The sequence below is a fragment of the Lacibacter sediminis genome (assembly GCF_014168535.1).
In the GTDB taxonomy this organism is placed as follows: domain Bacteria; phylum Bacteroidota; class Bacteroidia; order Chitinophagales; family Chitinophagaceae; genus Lacibacter; species Lacibacter sediminis.
Genome location: NZ_CP060007.1, coordinates 3,911,968 through 3,928,867 on the forward strand (window position 1 = coordinate 3,911,968; position 16,900 = coordinate 3,928,867).

Consider the following 16,900-nt stretch of genomic DNA (forward strand, 5'->3'; position numbering starts at 1 on the left):
ACAAAATCGATGAACTTTATACTTTCTAATATAAAAACCATTGAACCTGTCAACGATCATCCCATCAGCAGACGTATTGGTGCAGCAATGCCTCAACGGAGAAGCTTCGGCATACAGGGCCCTGTATGACCGTTATTCAAAAGCGATGTACAATACAGCGCTGCGGATATTGAACCGGACCGATGATGCGGAAGATATTCTGCAGGAAGCATTCACCGATGCATTTCAGCAACTGAAGTCGTTTGAAGGCAGATCAACATTTGGTGCATGGTTACGGCAGATCGTGGTGTACAAAAGCATTGCACATCTCAAAAAACAAAAGCTGCATTTTAATGGGTTGGAAACTGATGCAGAAAACATTGCCGATGAAACAGTACTTGAAGAAGATGAAGTGTGGTACACAGTCGACAGCATTAAACAAGCCATGCAAAAATTGCCGGATGGCTACCGAACTGTATTAACACTTCACCTCATTGAAGGATTTGAACAGGAAGAAGTAGCAGAGATGATGAAGGTGGCACATTCAACGGTTCGCACACAATACATGCGGGCAAAACAAAAATTATTACAGGTCTTAAAACAAGAAGTATATGAGCAGTAACCTGGAAAAATTCGTGAACAGAAACCGAAGTGAGTTTGATACAGAGCATCCGAATGCTGATGTATGGAGTAAAATTGAAAAAACACTCCCGATCAAAAAAGAAGCAAAGGTTTTTTCACTGAAAGACATCTATAAATTCTCAGCCGCAGCCGCTGTGGTTTGTATTGTGTTGACGTCGGTGTACTTCCTGTATGTCCGTCAGCAGAAAAATGAACTGGCAGCAGTAACTGAAACAAAAACCAATGCTTCTGAATTGAATGGGATTGCTCCGGAATATGCAGCAGAAGCTAAACAGGTATTCAACGCCATTGAAACACGGCAGGAAGAATTAAAAGAAGCTACTGCTGATAACCCTGAATTGTACAACCAGTTCTTAGATGATCTGAAATTACTCGACAGTACGTATAACATGCTGCAAAAACAGGCAGCTCACACGCCCAATAAAGATGTGATCATGAAAGCCATGCTTCAGAATCTGCAACTGCAGGCAGAACTGTTGTATCGCCAGTTGATGATCACCAACGACATCAAGAAACAAACAAAACAAAACAATGGATTGCCGAATGGTTAATGCCATTCAACTGATTCACTTTACATCATTAAAAAAGTATGAACATGAACCTATCATTCAAAACCATTCTTGGTATGGCCCTGCTGTTTATTACAGTACAGGCAACAGCTCAGCAGAAAGAAGAAAAAACAGAGAAAAAACGTTACGAGCATTTCAAGGAACGTACGATTTCAAAAACCTATTCTGCCTCCGGCAACACGTTGAATATTGATAACAGCTTCGGAAACGTAACTGTTACTACCTGGGACCGTAACGAAATTAAAGTAGACATTCATATCGAAGCAAGTTCAACCGAAAAGGAATTAGCTGACAAAATGTTTGAGAACATCGATGTTACTGAAAGCAAAGATGGCAATGAAATAAAATTCAAAACCACCACCAACAAAAACAAGAATAGTAATTACAATTGTAAGAATTGTAAAAGCAGTATGAGTATCAACTATACTGTCCAGATACCTTCAAACAACACATTGAAAATTGAAAATTCATTTGGCGCTATCAAATTACCCGACTACAACGGCAGTGTTTCACTCAGCAGTAAGTTTGGCTCATTAACAGCAGGTAACCTGCCTAAAACAGAAAAGTTGGTTGTTGAGTTTGGGAAAGCAACTTTGAAAAATGTAAACAACGCAACTTCCACGTTTAAATTTTCAACCGTAACTATTGAAAATCTCACCGGCAGCAACAAGATCAATATGGAATTTTGCAACAGCAGCCGCATCAATATTGACAATGATCTTACGTCACTTACCTTGAATGAATCATACAGCACAGTCAACCTACGTCCTGCTGCAAACTTTTCTGCTACTTATACCATCAAAACAAGTTTTGGTTCGGTAGTGGACCGCACCAATGCCAATATCAAACGTACTGATACACCTGATAAATATGGTCCTGATTCAAACCGCAGCTACGAAGGGAAATCAGGTTCCGGTTCTTCAAAAATAGAAGTAAAATCAAGCTTTGGCCGCATCATCATTGGTGAAGCAACAGAAGCAGAAATGAAGGAGAAAGAAAAAAATAAAACAAAAAATAAGCAAGTGATCTAAAACCTTTTTCTCATGTTGATTATTACTCCCTTTTGATTCTTCAAAGGGGACAAGTTTGGAAAAAAGCTAACCTTATCATCGCTCCCCTTTTGCTTGCGCAAAAGGGGATTTTTAGTTGCATTAACCGCAAACTCAAATACAACTGCCGCAAACTAACCGGTATACCGGTAATTGATTTTTGGCCATCTACTTTAGCAGTACCAAAAAAATAAACCAAAAATCAAAGACATGAAACAAACACTTATTCTAACCAGTTTTATTCTGCTGGTGGTTGCTTGCCAAAAGAAAGAACAAGGCATTAACAGTAATCAGCCAAAATTCGATCTCGACAAATTTGAACAGAATATTAAAACCACTTATGGTCCGCAGGCTGTGGGTTATTCTTATACGATTGCAATTGGTGATAAGATCATGCGGTTTGGTGCAGCTGGTAAAGCCACGAGATCGGATGGCGATGTGCCGTATACCATTGAAACAAGACAGGAAATTTTCAGCGTTACTAAATTCATGACAGCAATTGCTGTATTTAAAATGCTGCAGATGAAAGGGATTTCGCCAGATGCATATATCCATAATTATCTGCCCAACTCGTGGACCATTCATCCATCGTTGATGCAGATCAGCTTCCGCAGGTTATTATCACACAACAGTGGTTTTGCAAAAAACGATCGTGACTACGCTTCGTTAAAACAGATGATGAATATGGCGCAAGGCGATACAACACGCACTTACAACAATGCCAACTTTGCATTGTGTCGCATACTGCTGCCCTATATGAAATACGGAAAGGGTTATTTTGCAGCAGCTGAAATGAATAATACACTTGAATCTGCAACAGCTTTGGAGTTCAGAGAAATTATACGTGATCTTGTATTGCAACCTTCGAACATTGCACATTGGGAAAAGATTGATTTCAGAAACTGGAACCACCAGGGATTAAATAATTATGCTTACACATTGTTCTACCGTTGGAACAGCAATATGTCGCCTGTACCAAACAGCGACGATGTATTGATCGCCGGTTCAAGAGGTTTGGTGATGAGCACCTATGAAATAGCACAGGTAATGATCGCCTTTGAAAACAATCAACTGGTGCCTGAACAAACAAAACAATTAATGAAAATAGCCGGCTGTGGTTTTGACGGAGTGAATGGTTTTGGTGGCGCAAAAGGAAGATACTTCTGGAAAAACGGCGGTGGGCCTGGTGGACCTGGTCCAGGTGGCGAATGTATCATCATGAGTTTCCCTAACAGTGTATATGTAAGCATTAACTCAAACAGTAATGTGGATGATAATGCACAACATGTTGCCAGCCCCACGAAACTGGCACAGGCGTATGATAATGCATGGTAATAAGAAGTTAAGTTGCTGACCTTGTTTACACCTTGTTGTTTTTTGTTGTTGATCAGGCTCCGCTGCAAATGCGGAGTTTGGTTACAACGCTTTGAAAGAAAAAGAGTAATTTTTGACCCATGAAACAAATCGTTGTATTGGTTTGATCAGATTCATTCATATTGTTCTTCTCCTCTTGATTGCATGTACTGCGCAAAAAGTAACGGCACAGGGCCCGGCATTTTATCACCTGAGCACAGCGGAGGGATTAAGTGATAACGGCGTAAATGATGTGAAGCGTGACAGGAATGGCATTCTATGGATCGCTACATCTGAAGGGCTTAACAGTTTTGATGGTAACAGCATCAACACCTATTATAAGTATGAACATCCGAAACTGGCGGCCAACGATATTCAGCAGGTAATCTGTGATAATGAAAACCGCATCTGGTTGCGAACAGCAACAAATTTTGTAACAATGCTCGATGCCAAGCGGAATTTTCATTCGTTTCCAATTGGAGATTCTACAGACAATAATTTTCCGGTTAATTTCTTACTCACGAAAACTAAAGGGCTTATTGTTCGCAATGCAAACACGCACTATGTGTTCAATTCATTAACTAATCGTTTTGAGAAATGGAACAATGCTATTGATTCACTATTGCCTTCAACCATTCGCTTTGTAGATCCTTTTGATGAAAATAGTTTTTTGTACTATGGAAACAACCGTTTAATGCTGATCGATTATGCCACACAGAAAAAACTAATGGAGATTGAACTGCCCGGTTTAATGGGGGCAGCACGTATCAATAATAACGAGATCATTACTTATACCATTAGTGGAAGTGCTGTCTACCGCATCAACAATAAAACCCAAACCATAATACATACATATACAAACCTTAAAGATCAAAACGGAAACACATTGGCAAAAGACCTTAGAGATATCACCCGCATCAATGAATATCTGTTTGCCGTTGGCACACGTTTCTCCGGTATGTATTTGATTGATCTTGAAAAAGGAAGTCTTCAATTGCTGAATCACGATCCCTTGGATGAGCGAAGCATCGGCAGCAATAATACCAATGTGATGCATTACGACAGCAGTGGTTATCTTTTTGTAACAACCCGCACTTCCGGTTTGCACTATCTGCATTTGAAGCAACCTCAAATTGCTTATCGTCCTTATTTTAAAGATGAACAGGGAAATTTGTTTGATGGATTTATTCAAACCATTGCTGCAAAAGATAATTTGGTATGGCTGGGTACGCAGGATCGATTGATCCGTTTAAACAGAACAACCAATCAAACAAGTTTCATAAACTATTATTTGCCCGATGGTACGAATCTCAACAAAGAGGAAACCGTAAGAGCTTTGCATATCGATGAGCAGGATCGTTTATGGGTTGGCACTACACGTTATGGCATACTATTACTAAACAAAGATCTAAAAACGATTGCTCATTTTGGAAGTGAGAACGGCACAACTGATTCACTGCCTTCCCTATGGACGAATGGATTTTGCCGTGATGCAGCAGGTAATCTTTGGGTGGCAACCTTTCGTGGCATTTGCTACATCAACACACAACGTTTACAGGTAACTGATTTTACAACACATCCTTTATTGAAAGCATTAAATAGCGTTTATACAAACACTGTATGGATGGACAGTAAACAACAACTGTGGATAGGCACCAATCGTGGTGCCTGGTGCTATAATGAAAAAAAACAGACACTAACACATTACACTGATAAAAACGGATTATCGCATAACCGTGTATTTTCCTTTAATGAAGATGACAAAGGCAATATCTATATTGGTACTATCGCAGGCTTAACGGTACTTACTCCAAACGGAACAACAACTATTTACAACCGCAGCAAAGGTTTACGCAATGATAAATGCGAAGGCATTTTAAGAGATGAAAATGGTTTTCTGTGGATCGGTAATCTGAATTGTTTGATCCGGTTTGATCCCGCAACCAATAATTATTCGGTGTATGAAGAAGGATTAGGTTTCAGTCATGCAGGTTTTCGTATGCGTAGTTGCTTTAAAGCAGCTGATGGTGAAATGTTCTGGGGAAGTGATAAAGGTCTCAACTCTTTTTATCCGCAACAATTGAATACCATTTCAGTTGAACTGCAGCCATCGATCAATACATTATACACAACTGACAGCAATTATCGTTTTACAACAACAGATACACTTCGCTTTCCGTATAACACCTCCTCTTTTCATTTCTATTTTTCATCAGGGGAATTAACCGGCGCTAAAAAAATACAGTTCCTGTATAAGCTTGATGGTCATGATAATGATTGGAAAAAACCGATTGCTTACGGGCAGGCAGTGTACAGCAAATTACCTCCCGGCAACTATCTCTTTCATGTAAAAGCTTCAAGAGATGGTATCAATTGGTACGAAGCCGCTCATCCTATTCAACTCAACATCAGTAAACCATGGTGGCAGCAAACATGGTTCAGGCTTACATACATCACTGCATTCTTTGCATTGATCTATGGCATTTTCAACTTCCTGCAACGGCGTAAAAAAGAAAAAGAAGTAAAACAAATGATCGATTACTTCGCTCATTCAGGTTTTGAACATTCATCGGTGGATGATATTTTGTGGGATATAGCCCGCAACTGTATTTCCCGTTTAGGCTTTGAAGACTGTGTGATCTACACCGTTAATGAAGATGAAAAAGTGTTGGAACAAAAAGCAGCGTATGGACCAAAAAGTCCGAAAGCATACGAGATCAAAAATCCGATCACCATTCCACTGGGTAAAGGAATTGTAGGCGATGTGGCAGCAACAGGCAGGGCTAACATCATTAACGACACATCAAAAGATAAACGATATATTGTTGATGATGAACAGCGCTTCTCTGAAATAACAGTTCCCATCATCCACGAAGGAAAAGTAATTGCAGTGATCGATTCAGAACACCAACGCAAAAACTTTTTTACCAAACAGCATCTTGAAGCATTGCAAACCATTGCTTCGCTCAGCTCCGCAAAAATTTCACGGGCAATGGCACTGGACGCCATGAAGAAAACAAAACTGGAAGTGATGGAGCTGAATGTAAAAATGGCTGAATCAAAATTTATGAATCTGCGGTTACAGATGAATCCGCATTTTATGTTCAATGCATTAAGCTCCATTCAGCATTTAATTGTATCGCAGCAAACAACAAAAGCATATAAATATCTCACCATCTTCTCCAACTTCCTTCGTTCGCTACTCAACTATGCAGAAAAGAATTTTATTCCGCTGGACGAAGAGTTGAAAGTATTGCAGATGTATGTAGAGTTAGAGTCATTGCGTTTTGATCAATCGTTCAGTTATGAGATCAATGTGGATGAGAATTTGAGCAATGATGAAGTGCTGGTACCTTCGTTAATGGTACAGCCATTTGTAGAAAATGCTATCTGGCACGGCTTATTGCACAAAGAAGGAGAAAAGAAACTGAAGATCGAATTTGTGAACCACAGCGATGATCATTTAACCTGCACCATTGAAGATAATGGTGTTGGTCGCAGCAATGCAGCAGAAATTCAGCAACAAAAGATCAGCAGTAAAATACATGAAAGCAAAGGCATTGGCATTATTGAAGAACGGTTAAACCTGTTACAACAAAAAACAGGCAAGCCGGCCCATGTGGAAATAAAAGACATGTTTGATGCACAACAACATGCTGTGGGCACCAAAGTAATTATTACGATTCCTTATTATAACCCGGAAGAATTATGATAAAAGCATTGATCGTTGATGATGAACAATCGAGTATAGATCTGCTGCAATGGCTTATTGGACAATATTGCCCGGATATTTCTGTAGTGCAGTCGGCACGTAGTGTAAAAGATGCATTGCCCCTCATTCATAATTTTCAGCCCGATATTGTTTTCCTGGATATACAAATGCCGCATCAAAGTGGTTTTGACTTACTCACCACCATTGATCAATGGAACTTTGAAGTGATCTTCACCACTGCCTTCAACGAATTTGCCATTCAGGCCATCCGTTTCAGTGCATTGGATTATTTATTAAAACCGATTGATGAAACAGAATTAAAAAAAGCAGTGGAACGTTTTAAAGCCAAACGTATTTATGCACCGGCGGGTCAGCAATTGTTCCGCAACTTCATTCAGAATATTTCGCAAGGCAAAAAAGAAAAATTCAAACTCGCATTAGCCGATGCATCAGAAGTAAAATATGTTACACTCGATGAGATTATACGATTACAAGCCGACAGCAACTACACCAAAGTTCATCTCACACAAAACCGTGTATTTGTTTCAGCCAAAACATTAAAAGAGTATGATGAAATTTTGAAAGAACAACATTTTCTCCGCATTCATAAATCACATCTCATTAATCCCACTCATATTGAAAGCTACGATAAGCAAGGCTGGTTAAAAATGAGCGATGGGTCGGAAGTGGAAGTAGCCCGTCGAAAAAAAGAATACGTACAGGAAGCATTGAAAAATATCTAAGCATATCAACCCGCAGGTCATATTTATTTAATCATTCACACATTCCTTCTTATCTTGACCGCCACATTAAACCTGCATGCTCAGCTTTTCAGAAAACGAACAGGCGTTCAAAGACTTTATCACACAACACCAACCCCGGGTGTACAATACTGCATTGAACCTGTTGCAAAATGCTGAGGATGCTGAAGAAATTACACAGGACGTTTTTATTGAAGCCTGGAACAAGGCCCACACATTTAAAGGCGAAGCGCAGGTGAGCACCTGGCTATACCGCATCACCGTTAATAAAAGCATTGACCACATCAGGAGCAAAAAGCGAAAAAAGCGGTTTGCCTTCATCACCAGCCTGTTTCATGACAGCGGCGAACCCATCAGCGATGCCGGTGATTTTGTGCACCCCGGCGTGGTAACCGAAAACCGGGAAAAGGCAGCGATGCTTTACAAGGCCATCGACCAGCTACCTGAAACCCAGCGAATTGCCTTTTTGTTGAGCGAAACCGGGGGATTGAGCTATGCCGAAATAAGCGAAATTACCGGCAGTTCCGTATCTTCCATTGAATCATTACTGTTCCGGGCACGCAAAAACCTGAGAGGATTGCTGGCCGGTTACTATAAAAATTTACCTGAATAGCAAGTTTTTTACATCATGAACGTCAAAATAGTACAGCAATGAAGAAAAATCAGGAACAATGGATCGATGAAGTAATGGGCAGCCTCCAGGGTATTCAACCTGCGGAAGGCAATCCTTACTTACATACCCGTATACTGGCCCGTTTACAACAAAACCCTGCCCGTCAATCAGTGCAGGTGAAATGGGTGTACACTGTAGCTATTGCTTTTACTGTTATGCTTCTGTTGAATGTAATGGGTTGGAATATGTCGTTTAGCAATGATGAACAGGATTCTGTGGATATTGAAACCGTGATCAACGAATATGAATTGGAAAATAATTATACTTCTTTACCCTGATGTTAAGATATGAGTAAGACAAAATTTCTCACAATCCTCGTTGTGTTATTATTAGTGCTGAATGCAATTACCCTTTATTTTTTCCTGGGTAACAAACCGGCTCCAAGGAAAAAACCCGGTGGTAACAGGCCCTACTCTGAATACATCACCAAAAAATTAAATCTTGATACAGTTCAGCAACAGAAGCTGAAAGAACTGCGGGATAAGCACAAACAGGAACTCGATTCATTACGCAAAGAAGACAGGCAGATACAGGAAGCAAAAACACAATTACTCAAAGATGGAGTAACGGACAGTTTAAAACTTGATTCCATCTTTACAGTTTCCGCTGCCAATAAAAAGAAATTTGAAATGGCGTTTCATAATCACTTTATGCAGATAAGAGCTTTGTGCCGTCCTGATCAGCTTGAGCTGTTCAACCAAACATTAGATGAAATGAATAAACGCAGAATGCAGGGATGGGGTGATAAAAAAGGTCCGCAGCAATCAAACGAGAAAGAAAAGAAATAAAAAAGCTCTTAGGTCTTTATATAAATAATCCCGATCGAATGATCGGGATTATTTTTTTATTAGCATCACCTTTTTGTCTTTCCACTGCCAACTATCCACTCACCTCTACCGGCTTTCTTCCTCACACAACTTCTCCTTCCAGATCATAATCAAATGCCTTGGTGATTTTTACATTTACAAACTCACCGATCTTTAATCGCTTGTCTGTTTGAATGATCACTTCATTATCTACTTCCACTGAATCGAATTCTGTACGGCCGAGATAACGACCTGCTTCTTTTTTATCAACAATCGTCTTGAATGTTTTTCCGATTTTCTCCTGGTTCAGTTCATAAGAAATTTCCTGTTGTACGCCCATGATCTCCTGTGCACGGCGTTCTTTTTCTTCTGCAGGCACATCATCAACTAAATCAAAACCACTGGTGCCTTCTTCATGACTGTAAGTGAAAATGCCCACACGGTCGAAACGTTGTTTTTGCAGGAAGAGTTTTGTTTCTTCAATATCATCGAGTGTTTCACCGGGGAAACCAGCGATCAATGTAGTGCGCAAACAAAGTCCGGGAACTTTTTCACGAACAGCTGCAATCAATTCTTCTGTCTCGGTTCTGGTGATTTGCCTGCGCATTGCTTTCAGCATATTATCACTTGCATGTTGCAACGGCATGTCGAGATAGTTGCAGATGTTTGGTCGCTCACGCATCACATCCAATACATCCAATGGAAATTTATGCGGATAGGCGTAATGCAAACGGATCCACTCTAATCCTTTCACATCTGCCAAACGATGCATTAAATCGCCCAACATGCGTTTTTTGTAGAGGTCTAACCCGTAATATGTCAGTTCCTGTGCAATGAGCATAATTTCTTTTACACCTTTCTTTACCAGGCCTTCTGCTTCTTTCACCAGGTCGTCCATGCTCTTGCTCACGTGTTGGCCACGCATTAACGGAATAGCACAAAAGGCACAGGTGCGGTTACAACCCTCGCTGATCTTTAAATAAGCGTAGTGCGATGGCGTGCTCAATAAACGCTCACCCACCAGCTCCGTTTTATAATCAGCTTCAAATTGTTTTAAGATCATAGGGAGTTCCATGGTTCCGTAAAACGCATCCACTTCCGGTATCTCTGCTTCCAGGTTATTTTTGTAACGTTCGCTCAGGCAGCCGGTTACAATCACTTTATCCAGTTTACCACGACGTTTCAGTTCCACCTGGTCTAAAATGGTATTGATGCTTTCTTCCTTTGCCTTATCAATAAAGCCACAGGTATTTATAACAACAATGTTATGATCTTTCTTACTGCTCTCGTGCACCACATCAATGTCATTGGCCATTAACTGACCGCTCAGCACTTCACTATCCACCATATTCTTGCTGCAGCCGAGTGTAATGATGTTGATCTTGTCTTTTTTTAATGTCTTACTTTTCATGTAACGTGTTACTGATCAAAATTCTGTTTGTATTTCTCAGCGTGCAAAGGTAACAGATTCAGGCAGAAAGGCGGCCATTCAACACGGTCTGTTAAAGTTTGGCATCATTTTTTCAATGGGGGTAATACATCTAAAAATCACATTTTATGAAGAGATTTATTCTGGCACTCATTGTGTTAGCAGCATTTGCACAAGGCGCCTCAGCACAGGCAAAAGGAAGCAGTTACAAGACAGCATTAGGTGTAAAATTTTACCCCGGTGCAGGTATTACGATCAAACATTTTGTAAAGAGTAATGCCGCTCTTGAGGGTATTGCCTCTTTCTGGAGAGATGGCATGCGTATAACAGGTTTATACGAGTTCCATGGTAATATTAACGGAGCCCCGGGCTTAAAATGGTATGTTGGCCCTGGTGCACACGTTGGTTTCTGGAACGACCGTTACTGGCGCAACAGCAGATATCCTGATTACAATGGTGGCGCATTGATTGGTATTGATGGTGTATTAGGTTTGGATTACAAATTCAACGGAGCACCTATCAACATGTCGCTCGATTGGCAACCTTCGTACGAATTTGGTACTTATGGCGGTTTTTACGGAAACTGGGGTGGTTTAGCCATCCGCTATACCTTCTAAAACAGGAAATCCTGTGAGGGGAATAAAAGGATACTCTTAAACTTAAAAACTAAGTTTGAGTGTATCCTTTTTTGTTTTGCCCCCTTCCTATTTTTATATTGTCAGCCACAGCTGACTACCCTATAAGAGAACCATTTTTAATCCAATCCTGAACGAAAACTAATTGATCCCGTATCGTATGAAAAACAACGGATGAGAACATCCACCAATGTCCCTTGAGAAACTTCCACACGGAAGTTTTTCTTTTTTACAGCCGCTTCGTTTTTTATCCAATTCAACAACGCTTTCTGCAAAGTATTTTCTTTGTATAAAGAACTTCCTTTTCATGTGTTCATTTTTATTTTTTTGGCCACATAGGATAAACGATAAAAATTATCATCGCTATTGATATAAATTAGCTCAATAATTTTTATGTTTATTGCATGCCTGATAATTACCAGATCGCCGAAATGTTTTCACTCCTGAGTAAACTCATGGATATACATGGCGAAGACAGTTTTAAAGCAAAGACCTATGCCGCTGCCGCTTTTAATATTGAAAAGCTGCCGGTGCAGTTAGCTGAAGTGGAACCTGCAAAAATTTCTACCTACAAAGGCATTGGTGCCAGCACATCGAAAAAAATACTGGAGATCTTACAAACAGGCGAACTGAAAGCACTAACCGATATTATTGCCAAAACTCCTCCCGGTGTTATTGAAATGCTTTCGATCAAAGGTATCGGACCAAAGAAAATTTCCACCATCTGGAAAGAAATGGAAATTGAAAGTATTGGTGAGTTATTGTATGCCTGCGAAGAAAACCGTTTGTTGCTCTTTAAAGGCTTTGGCGAAAAAACACAGGCCAATGTAAAAGAGTCGATCGAGTTTTTCCTGAAACATAAAGACATTCATTTGTATGCCGATGTGGAAGCATACGCCATGGCAGTTGATAAAAATCTGCGTGAGCATTGTAAACAATATCGTTTTGAACTAACGGGTGAGTTCAGACGACAGATGGAAATCATTCATCAGCTTGAATGGGTAACCACTACTCCTTTTGCGACGTTGCTGCCCATCTTCACCAACAATAATTTCGAAGTAAAGGAACAGAACGATTCATTTGTTTCAGTAAAAGGGCCGGAGAATATTGTGTTGCAATTTCATTTTGCAACTGCTGAAAATTTCGGGACAGTCTTGTTTCAAACATCGGCGGCTGAAAACTTTTTACAGGCCTGGGGCCCTGTAACAACAGTTGCCGAAGAAAAAATCTTGTTTGAAGAAAAAGGCGTTGCATTTATTCCATCGTGCCTCCGTGAAGAATTGGTGACAGGTGCAGTTCCTGATTTGATTCAAGCTTCATCGATCAAAGGAATCATTCACAGTCATAGTAACTGGAGCGATGGTGGCGAAACCATTGAAACCATGGCCCGTCATGCACAGCAAATGGGGTTTGAATATTTAGTGATCAGCGATCACAGCAAAAGCGCCGGTTATGCTAATGGTTTAAGCGTGGAGCGGATTGAAGCGCAGCACCAATACATTGATGAACTGAACAGCAAACTCAACGGCTTCCGTATTTTTAAAAGTATTGAAGCTGATATTTTGGGTGATGGTTCGCTGGATTATGATGATGAAACACTGGCGAGTTTTGATTTAGTGATTGCATCGGTACACAGCAATTTAAAGATGAACGAAGAGAAGGCGATGATGCGTGTGCTGAATGCAATTGAAAATCCATACACCACCATCCTCGGCCACATGACGGGACGCCTGTTGCTAAGCCGTGCCGGTTATCCACTCGATCATAAAAAAATCATTGATGCCTGTGTGGCCAACAGTGTGGTAATAGAGCTGAATGCACACCCACGTCGATTAGATATTGACTGGCGCTGGATACCGTATGCATTAGACAAAGGTGCTTTGATTTCCATTGACCCTGATGCACACGAACTGAGTGGTTACAACGATATTAAGTACGGTGTACTGGCTGCACAAAAAGGCCGCTTAACCAACAGCCGTAACCTCAGCAGTTTTTCGTTACGGCAGTTTGAAGAATATATTATGGATGTGAGGATGGAGAAAGGGATATAGTTGCGGCAATTGAGCAACACAAAAAGCCCTAGTAATACAAGTGTTCATCATGAATGGCTCACTTGATGCTGATTGATTCTGCTCCCATTATATAGGGGAGTTAGAAAAATAAATGCAGAGCAATTGCAAAAAGCAAAATAAGAAAATCTAACAGCTACAAGTGTACATTTGAGGTTTCCGATTGTATCGGAACAGCTATATTTGGCAATAAGTGACTCAGCGAAGCACCTACAGAAATAAACAAAGCCTAAATCAAAAAAGTTAATTAGATGGCAAAAGCTAAAGTTAAAAACAAGTATTGCAGCCAAAATGATTTTCACAATGAAGCTGACATTGAGCAAGTATTTGTTAGAAGGCTGCTAGAAGATTTTGGATTTTCAGATTCGGATATTAGACCAAAAAATGCATTGTCACAATTAACTGTTGGAGGAATGCGTGGAAGTGGTTATGAAAGATATAGGCCAGATTTTGCAATTAAGCTTGGTACAAAAATAGTAACAATCATTGAAGTCAAAGCCCCAACAGAAAACCTAAAAAATCACTTTTGGCAACCAGCTGCATATACTCGCTTGATAAATGGAGAATATAGAGGTAGCAATCCTGTTAAGTTTTTTATTCTAACAAATGGCCTTGAGTTTTGGGTATATAATTGGGATGAGAATAATCCATTCTTAAAACTTGATTTCAGTGATTTCGAAGATTCGAACACAAATTTTAAAAAGTTATCTAAATTACTCGCTAAATCTAATTTAGGAAAGAATACGGAAGGCTATTCGGGTGACATCATAAAATTTACGAAGAATAATCTTTCCGAAGTTAATCAAGCCTTTAGTTGGTGTCATCAGCATATTTATCGAAAAGATAACATAAGTCAATCTGAGGCCTTTTCAGAATTTGTTAAGCTAATTTCTTTAAAACTCCTTTCTGATAGAAAAATAAAAGAAGAGTTTCCCGGTGTTTTAGCTGAGGATTACTTCGAAATTCCCGCCAAAAAAGTAAAATTTTCTACCCATTGGATACAATCTCAAAAAGGCAACACTGTAAATCCTATTGACAACATCCAATTTCAACAATTTATAAATGAAATGGAACGAGAAATTGCCAAAGGAGAACGTAAAAGGATATTTGAAAAGGAAGACCATATAAGGTTGAAGGAAGAAACAATTTTAGGCGTTGTTAAGAAACTAGAATCGATTTACCTCTTCGGCATTGATGCTGACTTGAATGGAAGACTCTTTGAAACTTTCCTAAATGCAACAATGCGAGGGAAAGACCTAGGTCAATACTTTACACCACGAAGTGTAGTTAAACTTGGAGTTAAATTGTGCCAAATAAAAGTTCTTTCCAATAAACATGGGATAGCACATACTGACACAATAATGGACGCTTGTTGTGGAACAGGGGGCTTTTTAATTGATGTCTTAGCTGACATGTGGAAGAAGGTTGACGAAAAAACTAATCTTTCAAATTCCGATAAAGATTTAGTTAAGAAATCTATTGCTAATAATAATCTAATTGGAATAGATATTAGCAGTGGACCTAATCTATCAAGAGTTGCGAGACTAAATATGTACTTACATGGAGATGGTGGAACCAGAATCTTCCATACTGATGCACTCGATAAAGAATTACTTGAATTTGATACTGACAGTAATGAATTGGTGATGGAGAAAAGGCAATTAAGATCGATACTTCAAGACCAAAACCTTGTTGATATTGTATTAACAAATCCGCCTTTTGCAAAAGTTTATGAACGAGAAACCGAAAATGAAAAACGAATACTTGGCTCCTATGAGATTGGCAAAGGAGAAGGAGGCGTTTTAAGAAATTCAATAAAATCAAGTCTACTCTTCATTGAGCGCTACTATGACATTCTAAAACCCGGAGGAAAATTAGTGACTATCATTGATGACGGGATTCTAAGTGGTAAAGACTACGGATGGTTTCGAAATTATATCAGGTCAAGATTTTTAATTAAGGCAGTTATATCAATGCCCGGAGATGCATTTCAGCGTTCAAAAGCAAGAGTTAAAACCTCATATTTAATCGCAGAGAAGAGGACAACAGAGCAACAAGAACAACCTCCTGTATTCATGTATCCATGCAAGTTTGTTGGTGTAGATGATTCTGCGAGACAAAGAACTCTACCTATTGATGCTATGAACCGAGAAAAAGCACGAGAAGAGATTCAGGTACTCGTGGATGAGTACGAGAAGTTTCAAAATGGTAACGGTAACTCTAAATATATTGTTGACGCTTCGAGAATTGAAGACAGAATGGATGTCAAAAACTGCCTCATGAAAATAGGACGAAGCGTTAGTTTATGGAAACGAAAAGGCTATAATATTTTTCCTATACAAGAGGTGCTTGAAGAAAAGAAGTTTTCCGATGATGATATAATTTTCACAAAGGATTGCGATGATTTTGTCACACTGCTTTTGGTTCGTTATTCAGGTTTAGCAGAGGCTGGAGAAGAAATCGTTGCATCTGATACAACATATTCGAAATTATACCGTGTTCGTAGCGGAGATTTAGTGATTTCTAACATTGCTGCTAGTTATGGAAGTATGGCTGTTGTTCCATTGGAATTAGATGGCTGTGTTGTTTCAAATGAGTACACAATACTTAGAACAAAAAAGGGATTTCATCCAAACATTGTACAAATTATTCTAAGGTCCCCCGAAATACGTTCAGACATTTTATTAGGCTCTACTGGAGCTAATAGGACAAGAATGAAGTGGGACTTAATAAAAAACATATCAATTCCATATCCTGACGGACAACTAGAAAAGAAAATACTAGGACTTATTGACAAAGCAGAAGAAGCAAAAAAACTTGCTCAGAGGACGGCAGAAGAAAGCGTATTCACCCTGGAGAATTCATTTAATCTGAATAACACGCAAGCACTTGACGTCATTGCTGCATTTAAGCCTCCAAAATAATGCAAACTGATTTTAAATCGACCTCACCAGCGCAAGTGTTCCGCCTCAGCCGATCACTTGATTCTTATTGATTCTGCCCAGATTGTATCGGGGAGTTTGAAAAACAAATTGAACACTTGCAATAAGACAAACAACTAGAGATGCCGTCGTTCTTCGTATCTCCACGAATCACTCATCACTATAAAATTCACCTTCCATTTATTATCTTGTTCATTCATTGCATGGCTGATGAACAACAGCCCGTATAACGAAAGTCATAGATGGAAGTGCGACACCGGGTAGGCAAAAAATGAATCACC

General features: G+C 39.6%; 13 protein-coding genes. 12 read left to right on the top strand and 1 reads right to left on the bottom strand.

What is annotated here, in order from left to right; translation table 11 throughout:
* Positions 1–40: 40 nt before the first annotated feature.
* The 9 genes from H4075_RS16605 (at position 41) to H4075_RS16645 (ending at position 9,526) form a co-directional block, all read left to right on the top strand.
* Positions 41–601, top strand: a complete 561-nt coding sequence (locus H4075_RS16605; protein ID WP_255460213.1) for an RNA polymerase sigma factor — start codon at positions 41–43, stop codon at positions 599–601.
* Positions 591–1,172 (top strand): hypothetical protein, encoded by a 582-nt coding sequence (locus H4075_RS16610; protein WP_182801949.1) that lies wholly within the window; start codon positions 591–593, stop codon positions 1,170–1,172. The genes H4075_RS16605 and H4075_RS16610 overlap by 11 nt, the downstream gene beginning before the upstream one ends.
* A gap of 44 nt (positions 1,173–1,216) precedes the next feature.
* Positions 1,217–2,221: a DUF4097 family beta strand repeat-containing protein gene (locus H4075_RS16615; protein WP_182801950.1), complete on the top strand. Its 1,005-nt coding sequence runs from the start codon at positions 1,217–1,219 to the stop codon at positions 2,219–2,221.
* 228 nt (positions 2,222–2,449) lie between these two features.
* The gene (locus H4075_RS16620) at positions 2,450–3,574 is read left to right on the top strand and encodes a serine hydrolase domain-containing protein (protein WP_182801951.1); all 1,125 of its coding nucleotides are present in this window, start codon (positions 2,450–2,452) and stop codon (positions 3,572–3,574) included.
* A gap of 142 nt (positions 3,575–3,716) precedes the next feature.
* Positions 3,717–7,304: a two-component regulator propeller domain-containing protein gene (locus H4075_RS16625; protein WP_182801952.1), complete on the top strand. Its 3,588-nt coding sequence runs from the start codon at positions 3,717–3,719 to the stop codon at positions 7,302–7,304.
* Positions 7,301–8,047 carry a LytR/AlgR family response regulator transcription factor gene (locus tag H4075_RS16630; RefSeq protein ID WP_182801953.1) on the top strand — a complete coding sequence of 249 codons (747 nt, stop codon included), beginning with the start codon at positions 7,301–7,303 and terminating at the stop codon, positions 8,045–8,047. Before H4075_RS16625 ends, H4075_RS16630 begins: the two co-directional genes overlap by 4 nt.
* Positions 8,048–8,123: 76 nt before the next feature.
* Complete coding sequence (locus tag H4075_RS16635; protein ID WP_182801954.1) at positions 8,124–8,678, top strand: RNA polymerase sigma factor; 555 nt, start codon at positions 8,124–8,126, stop codon at positions 8,676–8,678.
* Positions 8,679–8,716: 38 nt separating this feature from the next.
* Complete coding sequence (locus H4075_RS16640; protein ID WP_182801955.1) at positions 8,717–9,016, top strand: hypothetical protein; 300 nt, start codon at positions 8,717–8,719, stop codon at positions 9,014–9,016.
* Positions 9,017–9,025: 9 nt separating this feature from the next.
* Positions 9,026–9,526 (top strand): Spy/CpxP family protein refolding chaperone, encoded by a 501-nt coding sequence (locus H4075_RS16645; RefSeq protein WP_182801956.1) that lies wholly within the window; start codon positions 9,026–9,028, stop codon positions 9,524–9,526.
* A 121-nt stretch (positions 9,527–9,647) separates the two neighbouring features.
* On the opposite strand, the gene rimO is transcribed toward H4075_RS16645, so the two are convergent.
* Entirely contained in the window at positions 9,648–10,955 is a 1,308-nt protein-coding gene (gene rimO / locus H4075_RS16650; protein WP_182801957.1) for a 30S ribosomal protein S12 methylthiotransferase RimO, read from the bottom strand.
* A 146-nt stretch (positions 10,956–11,101) separates the two neighbouring features.
* Here rimO and H4075_RS16655 point away from each other — a divergent pair, with 146 nt between their 5' ends.
* From H4075_RS16655 to H4075_RS16665, 3 genes are all read left to right on the top strand, one after another.
* Positions 11,102–11,590 carry a hypothetical protein gene (locus tag H4075_RS16655; protein ID WP_182801958.1) on the top strand — a complete coding sequence of 163 codons (489 nt, stop codon included), beginning with the start codon at positions 11,102–11,104 and terminating at the stop codon, positions 11,588–11,590.
* Between the two features lie 422 nt (positions 11,591–12,012).
* The gene (locus H4075_RS16660; protein ID WP_182801959.1) at positions 12,013–13,659 is read left to right on the top strand and encodes a DNA polymerase/3'-5' exonuclease PolX; all 1,647 of its coding nucleotides are present in this window, start codon (positions 12,013–12,015) and stop codon (positions 13,657–13,659) included.
* Between the two features lie 269 nt (positions 13,660–13,928).
* Positions 13,929–16,601 (top strand): N-6 DNA methylase, encoded by a 2,673-nt coding sequence (locus H4075_RS16665; RefSeq protein ID WP_182801960.1) that lies wholly within the window; start codon positions 13,929–13,931, stop codon positions 16,599–16,601.
* Positions 16,602–16,900 lie beyond the last annotated feature (299 nt).

Coding starts and splice junctions, on each gene's coding strand:
- H4075_RS16615 (WP_182801950.1), top strand. CDS start 1,217: ATGAACCTATCATTCAAAACCATTCTTGGTATGGCCCTGCTGTTTATT.
- H4075_RS16660 (WP_182801959.1), top strand. CDS start 12,013: ATGCCTGATAATTACCAGATCGCCGAAATGTTTTCACTCCTGAGTAAA.
- H4075_RS16610 (WP_182801949.1), top strand. CDS start 591: ATGAGCAGTAACCTGGAAAAATTCGTGAACAGAAACCGAAGTGAGTTT.
- H4075_RS16640 (WP_182801955.1), top strand. CDS start 8,717: ATGAAGAAAAATCAGGAACAATGGATCGATGAAGTAATGGGCAGCCTC.
- H4075_RS16620 (WP_182801951.1), top strand. CDS start 2,450: ATGAAACAAACACTTATTCTAACCAGTTTTATTCTGCTGGTGGTTGCT.
- rimO (WP_182801957.1), bottom strand. CDS start 10,955: ATGAAAAGTAAGACATTAAAAAAAGACAAGATCAACATCATTACACTC.
- H4075_RS16665 (WP_182801960.1), top strand. CDS start 13,929: ATGGCAAAAGCTAAAGTTAAAAACAAGTATTGCAGCCAAAATGATTTT.
- H4075_RS16630 (WP_182801953.1), top strand. CDS start 7,301: ATGATAAAAGCATTGATCGTTGATGATGAACAATCGAGTATAGATCTG.
- H4075_RS16635 (WP_182801954.1), top strand. CDS start 8,124: ATGCTCAGCTTTTCAGAAAACGAACAGGCGTTCAAAGACTTTATCACA.
- H4075_RS16655 (WP_182801958.1), top strand. CDS start 11,102: ATGAAGAGATTTATTCTGGCACTCATTGTGTTAGCAGCATTTGCACAA.
- H4075_RS16645 (WP_182801956.1), top strand. CDS start 9,026: ATGAGTAAGACAAAATTTCTCACAATCCTCGTTGTGTTATTATTAGTG.